Source organism: Halodesulfovibrio sp. MK-HDV (assembly GCF_009914765.1).
Classification (GTDB): Bacteria; Desulfobacterota; Desulfovibrionia; order Desulfovibrionales; family Desulfovibrionaceae; genus Halodesulfovibrio.
On record NZ_WYDS01000027.1, the window covers coordinates 15,266 to 30,301 of the forward strand.

Consider the following 15,036-nt stretch of genomic DNA (forward strand, 5'->3'; position numbering starts at 1 on the left):
TAGAAATAATGAATAGTCATCAGGTAAAAGTAATCATTTCAGACTTTTCCTTGACCTTTGTCTAGAATTGGGAGTAGAAATCGCATCTCACATGCGCCTGTAGCTCAGATGGATAGAGCGGCCGCCTCCTAAGCGGCAGGCCACAGGTTCGACTCCTGTCAGGCGCACCATTATTACGATTCCATCTTACAAGCTCTTGCATAACAAGGGCTTTTTTTATGGTTAATGAAGTTACAAATAGACATAGTTTTTGCTTCCAAAAGTTTCAAGTTAAATCTTTAAACATGGGGGCAATTTCATGGGACATGCTGTAGAAACTGTTGAATCTGCTTGGAATCTGTACAAAGAACTCAAACTCCCCACCATTCGAAAACCAAAAACTGACATTCAAGTATGGGAAATGCATATAGCTCCCTACCTTGGTGACAAAACTTTGGATTCTGTAAAAAGCGTTGATATTCTCCGCTTACGAAGCATGATCGAAGCTAAAAAACTTAGCCCACAGTCAGTACATCATGTTTTAGGGTTGCTCCGAAGAATTCTTAGAAAAGCAATTCAATGGGAGCTGTACCCAGGTCCCTTACCAATATTCGAAATGCCTCGTGTTCAGAATGAACGGACTCGGTTCCTGACATTACAAGAAACAGAGAAGTTGCTTACTGAGTTGAAGCACCGTTCGGATCTTTGGCATGACATCAGTCTATTTGCACTATCTACCGGATTACGCTCCGGTGAAATTTTCAATTTACTTCCTGAACATATCAATCTTTCAGCAAAGACTGTCGCAGTTGTCGATACTAAGTCAGATAACAGAGTCGTGCCGCTAAATTGCGCCGCACTGGACATTGCTGAAACCTACTTTGCCCGTAATACGGGATCATATCTTTTTACTACCATATACGGAAATAAAATTCAGTTTGCAGGCAAACTCTATCGAAGAGCTGTAGATGCCTGCGGTCTAAATAACGGCATCCGAGATCGTCGTCAGCGCGTTGTTTTTCATACATTACGCCATACTTTCGCCTCGTGGTTAGTTCAGGGTGGGACTCCTCTCGCAGTAGTCAGCCAACTGCTGGGGCATAGCGACATAAAAATGACTATGCGGTATTCTCACCTTGCACCGCTTCAAGGACGTGAAGCAGTAATGTACTTAGAGAATTATATGCAAAATCCATTAAGGTCAACAGAGAAAAAATAAAACATTATATGTGGTTAGAAGTAAAACTTAATGCAACTTTAGGCAATTTTAGTAAACTCTAATCACATGTAGTGAACTCTAGTGAAATAAGGCGACAATTAGTAAATATTGTCGCCTTATTTTTTTGCATATGAAAGTGGATTAAATGATACGCCGAATTATTTTTAAATTAACGTAAGATTAGATAATGGGGTAATTCAATTTTATTTTCAATTCAGTTGCTCCTTTGAGGCTATCATTAACCACCACTTTGAATAAAACATGCTTGTACATTGATAGACATAGCGTTTTGCATGGTGCTTTTTGTGCCTATTACCATTTGTAATTTTTAGTAAAATAAAAAATATAATTTTATGTGACCAAATGTAGTTCGCCAACGTATTACTATGTAATGCCAAACACTACTCACCAGCAAAATCCTCCTGTTAACGACAGCGATGTCATTGTTTCCATACGTAATGGGAATAATGAGGCATACGCTTTGCTGGTAACAAAATATCAAGCAAAGATTTTCAGTATATTTGTCCGATCAATCCAATCACATGCAGTTGCAGCAGAGCTTGCTCAAGATGTCTTCCTAAAGGCGTATGAAAAATTGGAACAGTTTTCTCTAGATAGAAAGTTCTCTTCTTGGATAACTGCCATAGCCATCAATACGCTAAGGGATTATTGGCGCAAGGATGGTCGCAAATCATCTTTTACAGATGAATTAGATTTGGAACATGTGGTCAGTGAGTCAACTGTCGAAACAGATATTCTTAATAGCAGCATTAAGGCGGTCATCCAGCAGCTTCCTTCTCTTTATCGAGAAGCTTTATTACTGCGTTTTCGTGATGACTTACCTGTCAAAGAGGTCGCAGAATCTCTTGGTATTGGGGTTAGTGCAGCTAAGATGCGTTTAAAGCGGGGAATAGAAATTGTTTCCGCAGCAGTAGAGGGAAGACATGAGTAAAAATATCTTTGAAGACCAACTGCGATCTGTTTTGTCGGAAGAGTTTTCTGATGTGAATCCACCGGAAAATTTTACGCAAAATGTCATGAATCAATTGCCCCTAAAAGCAGCTAATCCTGTAACGCTAAGCAAAAAAATTGAGCAACGATATCGTTGCATTTGGAATATCTTAACAAGACCAATGACAGTTTCCGCTTCACCGTTACAGATAGTAGCTAGTGTTGCGGTTATCTTTTGCGGCGTGTTTGCTTTAGCTAACATATCGCTAGACAACATGGAAAGCAGGCACAGTGGATTACAGCCAACATTAACTACATCCAGTCTTAAACGGGTAGCGTTTACCTTACCTGACCCAGATAGAAAATTCTCATCTGCTGTTGTTATCGGCTCCTTTAATAAATGGCAGAGTCAAGGTTTTGAGATGCATTATGACGAATCGCAGGAGGCATGGGTGCTCGAACACGCGCTTGCGTCTGGCGACTACGAATACGTTTTTCTTGTAAATGGTGAATCTTCAATGCCGGACCCGAGAGCCGTCTTTTATGTTCAAGATAGCTTTGGTAATAAAAACTCCCTCCTTCAAGTGAGTGGTGTACAGCATGAACTGTAAGTTTATTAGAATAACAGGGCAGATGACAATTTGTCGCATTCGCTTTTTCTTGTTCATAGCTATGTTCTGTTTGCTTTTCCCCCACGCTGTCTTTGCAACTGGAAAGGATACACAAATAGCTTTTCCTCAACTTGTAGAAGTTGCAAAAGGTGCAGGGATTCAAAAGGAAACATTACTGCTTGTTACACAGGAAGTTCTTGAAGAAAAACTGAAGACTAAAGATGCTGCATGCCTCCTTTCAAAATTAGTTGATGCCAGGGCATCAGGGCTGCCCATTACCTTACTTGAAGAAAAGGTGATGGAAGGACGTGCGAAGGGTATTTCAGGAGCAAAGATATGTGGTGCGATTGAGAGCATGGTTAAGGAAATGAATTTTTCCAAACAGCTTTTAATTCAAAAAACTGGTGCGGAACCGCAAGAGGCTGCGCTTCGTATGATGTTCGAGATTCGCTCTCAAGGAATCACCCGCGACCAAGTTGAAGCGTTTTTTTCATCGCATACCGGTAAAAATGAGGCTGCGATAGTTGAAGGGTTACGGCTTTATTCGTTGTTAAAGCAAGCAGGGATACCTTCTCACGAATTGGATGAGTTTGTGGCTTTAGTTATGAAAGATGACGCCACCCTGATGCGTTGGAAAGAAGTCCCTCAGCTTTATTCGCTAGTGATCAGGAGAGGGGGCGCTTCAAATGTTTTCATGAATAAAGCAATTAAAGCTGTAAAAGCCGGAATATTACCGCACCAATTTGCACGAGAGCTTTCTTTACAACCTCGCTCTTTGGGTGTGCCAGAACAGAACACTCAGAATAATTAAGAAAATATGCGTTCTACTTTTAAAAATATTGAGAGTGATTAATGAAAATGTCTAATTTGCTATGCCGACTAATAATTGTCGGGGTACTTGCTATGACAATGACAGGCTGTACTGGTGTAAAAGGTCAGTACTACCTGGGAATGGAAGAGTATGGACAAGGTCAGGAAAAATTTAAGCAGGCCGTAGCAGAGAATCCGAATGACGCTATGGCACAGTACTATTTAGGACGAATGCTTTTAGCGCAAGATAAGCCCGAGGCTGCTTTGAGTCATCTAAAGAAAGCTGTGAAACTTGATCCTGCTGACGATGACTATCATTTTTGGCTGGGTATTAATTACTGGTCAGTGATGGATTATAGAAATGAACGTAAGCAATATCTTAAAGCTATTGAGCTGAACCCACGCTCTACATATGCGCATTTGTATCTAGGTCATAATTATCTGGATAAGCGTGAATGGAAAAAGGCGTATGACCAATACCAGTTTGTACTGAGAAAAGATAAGTATGACCCAGAAGCCCTCTACAATACAGCCGTGGCCCTGCATGGGGTAAAGCAATACAAGCGAGAGCATACGGCCTTGCTTAAATATTTGAAGTATTACCCGGATGGGCATGTTGCTATAAAAGCTGTCACAAGCCTCAACAGCTTAGGTGATTATTCGTGGCGCAATTTCTATATTGGGAAACGGCAAATAACTTTTATTGCAGTCCAGTTTGAAAGGGATACTGCAAAAATTAAAACAGAAACAACTGCTTCTCTAAAATTGTTAGGTGCAATGCTTAAGAACTCCCCAAAGCTCACTATAGATTTGGTTGTTCACGTTAAAGGAAAGGCATCGCTTGCAAAGGCTAGAGCCATTGCAGTTAGAAATTATATTGTAACGTATGTTCCAAGTGTTGAGAAAAAGCAGCTTCCTATTAGCTGGTTTGGGCAGGCGGAACGGGTAGGTGCAGGTAAAAAAGCACAAAATTTATCCGAATCAGTACGTTTTATTACTAACGTAAAGTAAGAGGAGATCTCGATGAAAAAGAATAAATTATTTGCACCACTAGCTATATGTTGTTTGCTTGTATGCTCCATTGTTGCTGTTTCTTTTGCTGAAACAGAATCAACAGTTTCTACTGACTCTGAGCTTGGCACAGAGTCTAGTGTGACTGGTGAGGTTGGAACAGAAGACAGTGGCTCAACTACCGGAGAAACCGACACAGAGGCTGAAGCAGACCAAGCTCCATCTTTTGCAAATGCAGCACAGGCTGCCAAGGCAGAAGCTTTAGCTGCTGCAGTAGCATCAAAGCCTGATGCAGATGTGGATGCTGCTATTTCTGCAGAAGCAGAAGCAGAGGGCGCTTTAGCAGCAGCACAAGAAGCTGAAGATGAGGCAGCAATTGCAGAAGCAGAAGCTACGTTAGCTGATGCACAGGCTGCAACAGAGGCTGCCATGGCCAACATGACGTCTGTATCGACAGCAGATATTGCCGCTATGCGCGATGCCGAGATGGGTTGGGGTGAAATAGCACACGAGTTGGGTGTTCACCCTAGTGTATTAGGTGCAGCTTTAGGCAAAGCAAACGGCAAAGCAAACATGGGAAAAAATGCAGGTTTAGGTAAAAACAACCGCAACCAACATGTTGCCACAGCTCGTAATACTAAAAAGGGCTACTCCACAGCGCCTGGAGCTAAAACTGGCAAATCTCATGGTAGTAAGGCGGTAGGCCTTGGTCAGTCAAAAGATGGTTCCCGCGGTGCCAGTTCCGGTAATTCTGGAAAGGGCGGCGGCAACGGTAGTAATGCTGGTGGGAACGGCAAAGGTGGCAGTAACGGAAATGCTGGTGGAAATGGAAAAGGCGGCGGTAATGGCGGCGGCAATGGTGGTGGTAAGAAATAAAATTTCTTTTCCCATGATGTAATTTTAAAGGCTTATGCAGAAATGCATAAGCCTTTTTACTGCGCGCATACTTCTAGCTGTGACTCAGCTATCGTTAGTTAGATTCCGTTGCAGCTTCAATAATTGTTCGGCAAAAAGCAGGCAGATCGTCTGGTTTGCGGGATGATATTTGATTTCGGTCAACAACAACTTCTTCATTAACCCACGTTGCTCCTGCGTTTATTAAGTCATCCTTAATTCCGGGAGTTGATGTGCAGTTGAAGCCTTTCATGATCCCAGCTGAAATTGGTATCCAGCCACCGTGGCATATATGCGCAACAATTTTTCCGGCTTCGAAAATTTCGCGGGTAAGTTCAAGCACTTTAGGATCACGTCTGAGCTGGTCAGGAGCAAAGCCACCGGCAACAACAAGAAGATCGAAATCAGCCGCCCGCTGGTCTGCAATAGCAGCTGTAGATCGGAACGGATAACCGTTTTTGCCTGTATAAATACAGTCGGCTTTGGGACCCGCTACGATAACATCTGCGCCTTCTTCAATTAAACGGTAGTACGGGTACAGAAGTTCCATGTCCTCAAAGATATTGTCCACAAACATTAAGACGCGTTGGGCTTTCATTTTCATTTGAATCTCCGTTTTCAGATCTACAACAGGGGCAAAGTGTGAGCTAATGTTTTTATAACGACTTTACATTGCTTCAAAGCGAGTGAAATGATCCATTACTGTTTTGCGTGCATCTAGTAAAGCAAGCAAAACTGAATACATCACACAGGCAAGCAAGATACATTATACAAATTTAGACAAACAATTAATGTTCCAAACTGCAGCAGATTGATACCGTGGAACCTTTGCTTAATCTTGAATTGTTAGAACTATGTACGATAATTGTTTCATTAGATGCTAATCGTAATGCACAACTTGAGTGCGTGCCTTTAAAGATAACTTCTTCAATAGTGGCCTGTATTTTGTCCTTGTTGTAGGTAGGAGAAATGAAAATCTTTTCTGGGCGAACAAGCATACGACCTCCATTTAAAGAAGGAAAAAATGTTACAGATGACTTCTCAAAAGTTCCTAAAGCTGTACATACTGTATTATCAACGAACTCACCTTTAATTAAAACTCCTTCTCCAACAAAGGTCGAGACAAAAGGGGTTGTGGGTGTGTGGTAAATATTTTTTGGAGTATCCCATTGATGGAGTATCCCATCATTCATAATCCCAACGATGTCTCCCATTGCAAAAGCTTCATTTTGGTTGTGAGTAACCATTACAGCGGTGATATCCTCTTTTTTGAGAATAGAACGCATCTCAACGGATAAATGTTCTCGAAGTGTTACATCCAGATTAGAAAAAGGTTCATCCATGAGTAGCAATTGAGGCTTAGGAGCTAATGCTCGTGCTAAGGCGACACGCTGTTGCTGACCACCAGAAAGTTGATGTGGATACTTTTTAGCACTGTCCTCTAGTCCGACAAGGTGGAGCATCTCGTCTATGCGTTGCTGTGTGGCGTGAGAGCGTGATGATGAAAAGAATCGTTTTTTTATATTCTGTAATCCGAAGGCTATGTTTTCTACGACGGTTAAGTGTGGAAATAACGCATAGTCCTGAAAAACCATTCCAACTTTACGATCTTCTGGTGGAATAAAGGCTGTTTTCGAAGAAACTACGGTGTCATTAATTTTTATTTCACCACCGTTAATATATTCAAACCCTGCAATAGTGCGAAGCAGGGTTGTTTTACCACATCCGCTTGCGCCGAGCAGGCAGCCTATTTGCCCTTTTGGTAAGGACAAAGAGACATCTGAAATGATGCATTTTTCATCAAAATATTTTTGAACTAAGTTAATATTCAGCATAAATCGCTCACTAGGCACAATCTGTTTTTTTGTTAATGTACAGAACGGGGATAAGACCAACTAAAATAAGAAGAACAGACGGGATTGCCGCTCTTTCCCACTCTCCCTCACTTGTCAGTTCGTAAATTTTCACAGCAAGTGTGTCCCATCCAAAGGGTCTAGTCATAAGGGTAATAGGCATTTCCTTCATTACATCAACTAAGACGAGCAAAGCTGCGGTAAAAAGCCCTGTTTTTAATTGTGGAAGGTGTACTTTGCTAAGCATTTTCCAACCAGTTATTCCCATTAGTGCTGAGGCTTCATCCATGGAGGGAGTAATTCGCTGCATACTGCTGTTTATTGATCCATAGGCAGCAGCCAGAAAGCGGATTGCATAGGCTATGAGGAGCGCTAGTATTGTCCCTTGAAGTAACGGAGGAACTGGTTGTCCTATTATCCATGTTGAAATTTGAATATAGGCGTTATCAAAATATGCGATTGGAGCAATAATCCCTACAGCTAATACTGTTCCAGGAAGGGAGTAGCCAATCGTGGATAATGAGATAACAACTTGAGTGAATTTTGTTTTTTGGAACCGCGCTGCATAGGCTAAAGAAAGAGCCGCAAGGCATGTTATACCAGCCGCCACTAAACCTAACGTCAACGTGTTAGCACTGAAAGTTAAATACTGTGCCGAAAGCTCTATGGTAAAATTGCCGAGAGACCACCACGCAAGTTGAACAACAGGGATAATAAAGCCAATAAAGAAAATTGCAGTACAAAAACAACATGCCGCGATGGCTTTTATTCCATTCAAAGGTATTCGTTGAAAAGACGAGCGCTCTTGAGTGAAGCGCATTTTTTTACGTAGCCGTTGTTCACCATTGAGTAAAATAAGCGCTAGCAGAACTAAAATGGACGCAAGTTGAGAGGCGGTGGATAATGAAAAGAACCCGTACCATGCTTTATAGACAGCGGTAGTGAAGGTATCAAAATTAAAAACAGAGACTGCACCAAAATCTGCTAGAGTTTCCATCAAAACGAGTAAGATGCCTATTGCGATCCATGGTCGACAGAGTGGAATTCCGACAGAGTAAAATGCTGAAAAGTACGAACGTCCAAGTGTTCTTGCTGCTTCAAGGCAACGTTGGCCTTGTGTTGTAAATCCTGATTTAGCCATGACATACACGTACGGATACAGCGCTAATGTCATAGTGATACATACTGTCCAGATAGAGCGAACATCAAAGGGGGCAATTCCAAACCAGTCGCGTAATAGCAATTGGAGTGGACTTGAAAAGTCAAAAAGTCCTAAAAATACGAATGCAAATACGTATGTTGGGATTGCCATAGGAAGAAGAAGAGCCGTTGAAAAAAAACGCCTCCCTGGAAAGTCACATGTTGCTATTATCCATCCAAGAAGAACTCCAAGAACGCCTGTTCCTATTGCTACTCCCAGACAGAGAAACAAGGTGTTCAGCGCTAGGGTCGGAAGAGAAGTTTGTAGTAGGTGAGTCCAAAGATCTTCTCTTGGCTGAAGCGCCGAAGAAAAAATGACAAGAATAGGAGTTACTGCAAATGCAGCGACTATGAGCGGGATTGATGTACGTATAATTTTGTTCATTTTGCATGGTAATAAAGAGCGGCAGCCAACAGCTACCGCTCTTTATTTTTTATTTATAGCCAGCGCGATCCATGAGCTTTATGGCATCTGCTTGCTTTTCACCATAGGCAGTAACGTTCATAGGGTTTCCTTTGAATGTTCCCCATGATGCTACTTCTTCAGTAGAGCTGACTTCAGGATTTACCGGATATTCCTGATTTAATGCTCCAAATGTCTTTTGTGCTTCTTCAGAAGCAAGCCACTCAAGTAGTTTGACTGCTCCAGATTTATTTTTTGCATATTTGGTGACACCCGCACCTGAGATGTTCATGTGCACGCCGGTAGTTTTCTGGTTAGGCCAAAAGAGTTTAAGCGAAAGTTCAGGAGACTCCTTCATGAGTCGCCCATAGTAGTATGTATTTACGATTGCTACGTCACCAATTCCGTTTGCAATAGCTTGCATTGCTTTCGTATCATTGGATGTAGGGTCGATAGCTAGGTTATTTACCCAACCTTTAACAATTTTTTCAGCTTTAGCTTCGCCGTGTTGTTCGATTAAGGACGCAACCAGAGATTGGTTATAAACTTTTTTAGAAGTGCGCAGAACAAGACGTCCTTTCCATTTGTCGGCTGCAAGATCTTCATATGTTGAAAGTTGGTCTGCAGACACTTTATCGGCATTGTAAACGATTGTACGGGCACGAATTGAGAGGCCAAACCAAAGGTTCTGTGGGTCTCGTAAGTTCTCGGGAACTGCATTGATAAGAGCTGGAGATTCAATAGGTTGGAGTAGGTCACTTTGAGCAGCATGCCAAAGGTTACCAGCATCAACGGTTATGAGTAGATCAGCAGGAGTATTCTTTCCTTCAGCCTTCAAGCGCTCAAGCAAAGGATTTGCTTTGGCAGTAATATAAGCAATTTTGACACCAGTCTTTTTGGTATACGCATCAAAAAGTGGCTTGATCAGATGTTCTTTGCGAGCTGAGTAAACTACGATCTCTTCCGGCGTTGAAGCATGAGCCGGAAGGGTAGAAAGTATTGAAATAGTAATGATTGCAGCTAACGTGCTGTAAAATAATGACTTCATGTTTTTCCCTTATGGTAAACTATGTTTGATAACGACATTGATTTTCGTTATCAAACACATGGTTATTTGGATGTCAAAATAAAAAAAGAAAAGTAAGTACTCGCATGCTATGAGGCGGAATTCGATAAAATAATTAATTCTACGGGGCATTATCCCAATGTTGGGTTGTGATCGTCTTTCTGTTTTCTTGAATAACATTTTGAAATGAAGGTGTAATTTTTTTGAAGCAATACCTCTTGTAAAAGTAGAAGTTCCTGAGTACCTGTTCTTGGGATTTAAAATTGGAGATTTTATGGGTGGTATCGAACTTATTACTGTCTCTATAGCTCTTGCTATGGACGCTTTTGCCGTAGCAATTGCTACTGGAGTTGCTTTAAAAAAAGTTAGTTCACGTCAGACATTTCGATTGGCGTGGCATTTTGGCCTGTTTCAGGCTCTTATGCCAATAGTTGGATGGTACTTGGGTGCTACGGTCCGATCCTACATTGAGGAATATGATCATTGGATTGCTTTTGTCTTATTAGGATATATTGGATTTAAAATGATTCGTGAGGCTTTTGATAAAGACGAAGAATCACAGAGTGACCCGACAAAGGGAATGACTTTAGTTGTTCTATCTACTGCTACAAGTATTGACGCATTAGCGGTTGGACTAAGTTTATCAATGCTTGGGCTTTCAATTTGGTGGCCCGCCTTTGTTATTGGTATAGTGGCTTTGTTTTTTACAGCCGCGGGGCTTCATTTCGTCAAATTGTTTTCTAAAGCAACGAGTGTCAGTAAGTATGCAGAATTGTTTGGTGGATCTGTCTTAATTGGGATTGGAGTAAATATTTTGTGGGAACATGGGGCGTTATCTCTCTAGTCTTTATCTTTCTGACCTCTATTAAATAATGCAAATATGTGTGTAGTAAGAAACTGAATAAAAATATTTATTCATATAAAATAGACTACGAAAAAGGCTCTAAGTATTTCCTTAGAGCCTTTTTTTATTGTTTTAGTTCGAACAGTCTATTGTAGTTTGATTGAGAGAGGCAGGTGTAGGGGGACACCCGACTTGAGAAATACCGGATAGCCTAGATGACATAGTACGAATATGGGCTAAATATAGGACTGGTGCGGGCTTGTTCCTTTCAAAAAATATTTTTTCAAAGAGAAACCCTAAATGAGAAAAGTTCGGATTTGGGGTGTGCTTTGACTTTCCAAATGAGAATTTTGTACGGCGAAAAAATGCGTTTTGTCGTCCAACGTGAGATTATATTCGACAAAGCAAAATAGAGTAGCGGTGTTATAAACTAGTATACTGCCATTATTGACAATATATTTTATGTGCGTAGTGTTTGATTATAGGGAAAGCGGGAAGAGTGGTATCACTCTTCCCGCTTTCTTTTTTATGCATGCTTGCGCGAGCTGGCGGCGTCTGCTGGGCTATCTGTAGAAGACCTATCTGTAGGGGCAGCTCTTGCTTCAAGAGTTGCCAAACGGGTTCTGATATCTCCGTTTTCTTTCAATAATGTCCTGTTTTCCGCGTTTATTTCGCGCAATTCTTTTGTGAGTTCGCGAACCTCTTCACGCTCTTTGCGTAAATCAGCCTCTATCTTGTCACACTTCGGACATTGTGAATGTGTTTTTTGATCTGCTTTATCGGAAGCATTTGCAGGTTGCTCTGATTCGTCACCAGTCAGAAGCCATGCAATGCTGACTCCTGTCTCTGAACAGATTTTTAGTGCAACTTCAGTATTGGGCAGATTTTCATCCCGTTCGTAGAAGCCTAAAGACCCTTTGCTAACTCCAATTTGCTTAGAAAAAGCATCTTGAGATAGTTTTCCTCGCGCTATTTTAATCCTAGAACCAAGCGTATTCATAGGTAAAAGTCCATCTTCCAAAGATTTACTTTAACTTTTACGCAGGTGCAATTACGTAACCTGTTGAAAAGTAAGAAAATAAATCTATATGGGCAGAAATTTAAGTTTTACCCAAAATTCTGCTTGAAACGGACAGAATTTTAGCCTAAAAACTAGGCATGGGCAGGTTAAAAAATTAATTCTTTTCTTAATTCAATTTTTAACCTGCCCCCAACCAGAGGTCAACAATTCAGTTTGGACGAAAAGCTTGCTTAGATTGGACGGTAAAATAGATGCAGCAAATCAAACTCTTTCAATACGCAACACAAGACGAACAGGTGGCGAAGCTGGCTGGTGTTATGCCGCAGGTTCGCGCCAACATGAATAGCGTTATGAAAGAGCGGCCAAATCTTTCTCGTGATCAGCTAGCAGATGAACTGACTGAAATTTCTCGTGCTGCTGGGATTCTACTTAGTACTAGAAATGCCAAGTGTGTTTCTAGAGCTATGTTAGATAAATGGTTGCAACCAGCAGCACGGGAACATCCCCCACCTATTCTTGCGGTTGTTGCGTTCTGCATGGCCACAGGAGACATCTCGCCCCTATTGCCGATTCTTCAGGCCGTAGGGTGCGAGATAATGAGTGAGGAAGATAAAAAATTACGTGACTACGCACAGGCGGTCTTATCAGAGCGGGATGCAAAGAAACGTAAGAAACAGTTGGAGGCACAGTTGTAATGGCCACAATTGCAGGGAGGAACAGGAAGCCGTGGGCAATACGCGAATATTTACATGGGCAGGGACATACGATGGCATCAGTTGCAAAAAAAATCGGTGTTTCAGCAGTTCAGGTTAGAAAAACCATTATTGGGGACGACGATAGCCAAAGAGTATTGACGGCCTTGGTTGATTTGGGGTGCCCGCAAAAGTTTTTGAGTCTGCCGGACTCAATGAAAATGAAACAAGCCGTGTGATTCCATAATAAATTACTAAGTTTAGTAGATAAATAGTGATGGCACTGGATAATGCGTTAGGCGCAGGCTTGGCTGGTCTGCGCCGCTTTAAAAAACGATACGTAGGACGCTTATGTTGAAAGAAGCATACACAACCAGAGAGCTAGCAAGCATTTTAGGTTTCTCGCAGCCTAAAGGGGTGCTTGTGAGAGCAAACCGTGAATCATGGCAAGCACGCCCTCGTGTTGGACGTGGCGGAGGCAATGAGTGGCTTGTTGCTTCTATGCCTGAAGCAACCCGCACAGCTCTTGTCTCTGCTGAAGCTAGACTGGCAGATCAACAGGCTGCGCAGCTGATAGTGCCTACGTTAGCAACTGCTGGTGTAAGTGATGCAAAACGTAAGAAAGCGCTAGCCCGTGCGGATCTTGTTGTGCTGTATTCGGAATGGATTGGTAAGGCTGGATTCGGCAGCAAAGCTGTGGCACGTGATTCCTTTATTCAAGCTTACAAGGGTGGAGCATGGCCTCATTTATTGGAAACTCTTGGCGTAAAGGCTTCGTGGAAATCTATTGAGCGCTGGAAGTTGGAGCTTCGTAAGAGTGGAACGGTTGTCGCCTTGGTAGATAGACGTGGCGCAGGAAATGAACAGCGCGCAAAGATGACAGAAGAGCATGCAAAGTTACTTCTTAATGCAGTGCTTCAGCCTAACCACCCAACTATTAGTACCGCCATTCGCATGGCAACTTCTGCAATGACTGCTCAGAAGTTACCAATCCCCGCAGAGCGCACAATGCGTCGTTTCCTTTCTATTTGGAAAGAAACAAATTTCGGAACGTGGGTCTATACACGTGAAGGTAAGAAAGCGTGGAACGACAAAGCTGCATTCTACATAGAGCGTGACTACAATCTGATTGAAGTTGGTGACATCCTTGTTGCTGATGGACATGTTTTAAATTTTGAAACGCTTAATCCTTGGACGGGCAAACCGCAGCGTATGGAACTTATTATGTGGTATGACATGAAGTCTAACTGCCCAATGGGTTGGGAGATAATGCCCACAGAAAATACGCAGGGCATTGCCGCAGCCTTCCGGCGTGCTGTTATGACACTCGGTAAGTTCCCTCTTATTGCCTACCTCGATAACGGCAGGGCGTTTCGCTCCAAGTATTTTAACGGGGTAGACTTCCGCCAGACAGGAATAGCAGGGTTGTTTCAAGACCTTGGTATTCACACAATTTTCGCATGGCCGTATCATGGTCAGTCAAAAACAATCGAACGATTTTTTGGAACGTTGCACGAGCTTGAGCAGTGGGTTCCGTCATATGTAGGTAATTGTATTGCAGCGAAGCCAGCACGTTTAAATCGTGGTGAGCCATTGCATCGCAAAGCATATGAAGCTGCTGGAGGCCGCCCCTTGACCCTTGAGGAAACTCATTACGTAGTGGCTCAGTGGATAGATGAATATATCCAGCGTCCACAGCGTGGGCATCTGAACGGGAAAACTCCTGCAGAAGTGTTTATGCAAGGGCGAGGTGCTGGCGTTGATGAAAGCAAATTGCGCCACCTTATGATGGCAAAAGCAGTGCGCCAGATACGTCGTGAAGGTATTCGCTTTCTTGGTGAACGCTACTACGACGGGTTGATGCACGGCAGAACACACGCAGTTCAAATTAAGTACGACTTACACGATCGTTCCTCGATTTTAGTATTTAGTGAAGATGGTAGCGAGTTCATTTGTAAGGCGCAGCGTCAGAATGCAATTCATCCTGCTGCTAGCTTGCTTGGAACGGATCAGCACCGTGAGGAACTTCAGCAAGCAATCACTCTGAAGAAAGATCAGGAGCGTGATGCATCAAGCATTGCACGACAGGTTCTTGAAGATTCACTTGCTGCGCAGCGTGATCGAATGGTTGCCATTCAAAATGAGAAAATTGAGCCGAAGAAGGTAATAGCTGCACCACTTTCACAGACAAAAGTTCTCAGCATTGAATCAGCTAAGAAGAAGGCGCAAACACAGCGCAGCAATGCCCCATCTTATGTTCCTCCAGTACAGAAACCTGAGATTGTTACTGAGCTGGATAAGTATGATTACCTGTTCAGCCTTACAGCGAAAGACAATGTGCTTCTTCGTGATCCAGACCGTGAATGGATGGAATATTACGAAAGCACAGAAGAATACAAACAGAACGCGGCTTCACGATACGAACGCTTACGCAAATACTACGGGCGTACTCGCCAGACCGTAGCATCATAAGAAAAGGAAT

At 42.4% G+C, this 15,036-nt stretch carries 15 protein-coding genes and 1 tRNA gene; 11 read left to right on the forward strand and 5 right to left on the reverse strand.

Going from position 1 to position 15,036, the window contains the following annotated elements; translation table 11 throughout:
* Nucleotides 1–93: 93 nt before the first annotated feature.
* The 7 genes from MKHDV_RS17150 to MKHDV_RS17180 all read left to right on the forward strand — a co-directional run bounded on the left by MKHDV_RS17150 (nt 94) and on the right by MKHDV_RS17180 (nt 5,457).
* Nucleotides 94–170, forward strand: a tRNA-Arg gene (locus MKHDV_RS17150).
* 128 nt (nt 171–298) lie between these two features.
* Nucleotides 299–1,198, forward strand: a complete 900-nt coding sequence (locus tag MKHDV_RS17155) for a site-specific integrase (protein ID WP_160717478.1) — start codon at nt 299–301, stop codon at nt 1,196–1,198.
* Nucleotides 1,199–1,589: 391 nt separating this feature from the next.
* Nucleotides 1,590–2,150 carry an RNA polymerase sigma factor gene (locus MKHDV_RS17160; RefSeq protein ID WP_160717480.1) on the forward strand — a complete coding sequence of 187 codons (561 nt, stop codon included), beginning with the start codon at nt 1,590–1,592 and terminating at the stop codon, nt 2,148–2,150.
* Nucleotides 2,143–2,760 (forward strand): glycogen-binding domain-containing protein, encoded by a 618-nt coding sequence (locus MKHDV_RS17165; protein ID WP_160717482.1) that lies wholly within the window; start codon nt 2,143–2,145, stop codon nt 2,758–2,760. The genes MKHDV_RS17160 and MKHDV_RS17165 overlap by 8 nt, the downstream gene beginning before the upstream one ends.
* Nucleotides 2,750–3,571 carry a hypothetical protein gene (locus tag MKHDV_RS17170; RefSeq protein ID WP_160717484.1) on the forward strand — a complete coding sequence of 274 codons (822 nt, stop codon included), beginning with the start codon at nt 2,750–2,752 and terminating at the stop codon, nt 3,569–3,571. Before MKHDV_RS17165 ends, MKHDV_RS17170 begins: the two co-directional genes overlap by 11 nt.
* A gap of 41 nt (nt 3,572–3,612) precedes the next feature.
* On the forward strand, nt 3,613–4,581 hold the full coding sequence (locus MKHDV_RS17175) for a tetratricopeptide repeat protein (protein WP_216846957.1): 969 nt from the start codon (nt 3,613–3,615) through the stop codon (nt 4,579–4,581).
* Nucleotides 4,582–4,593: 12 nt separating this feature from the next.
* Nucleotides 4,594–5,457 carry a hypothetical protein gene (locus MKHDV_RS17180; protein WP_160717488.1) on the forward strand — a complete coding sequence of 288 codons (864 nt, stop codon included), beginning with the start codon at nt 4,594–4,596 and terminating at the stop codon, nt 5,455–5,457.
* A 94-nt stretch (nt 5,458–5,551) separates the two neighbouring features.
* Here MKHDV_RS17180 and MKHDV_RS17185 read toward each other — a convergent pair whose 3' ends face one another.
* The 4 genes from MKHDV_RS17185 to MKHDV_RS17200 all read right to left on the reverse strand — a co-directional run bounded on the left by MKHDV_RS17185 (nt 5,552) and on the right by MKHDV_RS17200 (nt 9,979).
* Complete coding sequence (locus MKHDV_RS17185; protein ID WP_160717490.1) at nt 5,552–6,079, reverse strand: type 1 glutamine amidotransferase domain-containing protein; 528 nt, start codon at nt 6,077–6,079, stop codon at nt 5,552–5,554.
* Nucleotides 6,080–6,263: 184 nt separating this feature from the next.
* Nucleotides 6,264–7,310: an ABC transporter ATP-binding protein gene (locus tag MKHDV_RS17190; protein ID WP_160717492.1), complete on the reverse strand. Its 1,047-nt coding sequence runs from the start codon at nt 7,308–7,310 to the stop codon at nt 6,264–6,266.
* A gap of 10 nt (nt 7,311–7,320) precedes the next feature.
* Nucleotides 7,321–8,913 (reverse strand): iron ABC transporter permease, encoded by a 1,593-nt coding sequence (locus tag MKHDV_RS17195; RefSeq protein WP_160717494.1) that lies wholly within the window; start codon nt 8,911–8,913, stop codon nt 7,321–7,323.
* 49 nt (nt 8,914–8,962) lie between these two features.
* Nucleotides 8,963–9,979: an extracellular solute-binding protein gene (locus MKHDV_RS17200; RefSeq protein WP_160717496.1), complete on the reverse strand. Its 1,017-nt coding sequence runs from the start codon at nt 9,977–9,979 to the stop codon at nt 8,963–8,965.
* Between the two features lie 292 nt (nt 9,980–10,271).
* Here MKHDV_RS17200 and MKHDV_RS17205 point away from each other — a divergent pair, with 292 nt between their 5' ends.
* The gene (locus MKHDV_RS17205) at nt 10,272–10,841 is read left to right on the forward strand and encodes a manganese efflux pump MntP family protein (RefSeq protein ID WP_160717498.1); all 570 of its coding nucleotides are present in this window, start codon (nt 10,272–10,274) and stop codon (nt 10,839–10,841) included.
* 526 nt (nt 10,842–11,367) lie between these two features.
* Here the strand turns inward: MKHDV_RS17205 and MKHDV_RS17210 are convergent.
* Entirely contained in the window at nt 11,368–11,841 is a 474-nt protein-coding gene (locus MKHDV_RS17210; protein WP_160717503.1) for a helix-turn-helix domain-containing protein, read from the reverse strand.
* A 272-nt stretch (nt 11,842–12,113) separates the two neighbouring features.
* Between MKHDV_RS17210 and MKHDV_RS17215 the strand changes: the two genes are divergently transcribed.
* The 3 genes from MKHDV_RS17215 (at nt 12,114) to MKHDV_RS17225 (ending at nt 15,026) form a co-directional block, all read left to right on the forward strand.
* On the forward strand, nt 12,114–12,557 hold the full coding sequence (locus MKHDV_RS17215) for a hypothetical protein (protein ID WP_020001987.1): 444 nt from the start codon (nt 12,114–12,116) through the stop codon (nt 12,555–12,557).
* A complete protein-coding gene (locus MKHDV_RS17220; protein ID WP_020001986.1) occupies nt 12,557–12,793 on the forward strand; it encodes a hypothetical protein in 237 nt (78 codons plus the stop codon). The genes MKHDV_RS17215 and MKHDV_RS17220 overlap by 1 nt, the downstream gene beginning before the upstream one ends.
* 112 nt (nt 12,794–12,905) lie before the next feature.
* Entirely contained in the window at nt 12,906–15,026 is a 2,121-nt protein-coding gene (locus MKHDV_RS17225) for a Mu transposase C-terminal domain-containing protein (RefSeq protein ID WP_160717500.1), read from the forward strand.
* Nucleotides 15,027–15,036: the final 10 nt, after the last annotated feature.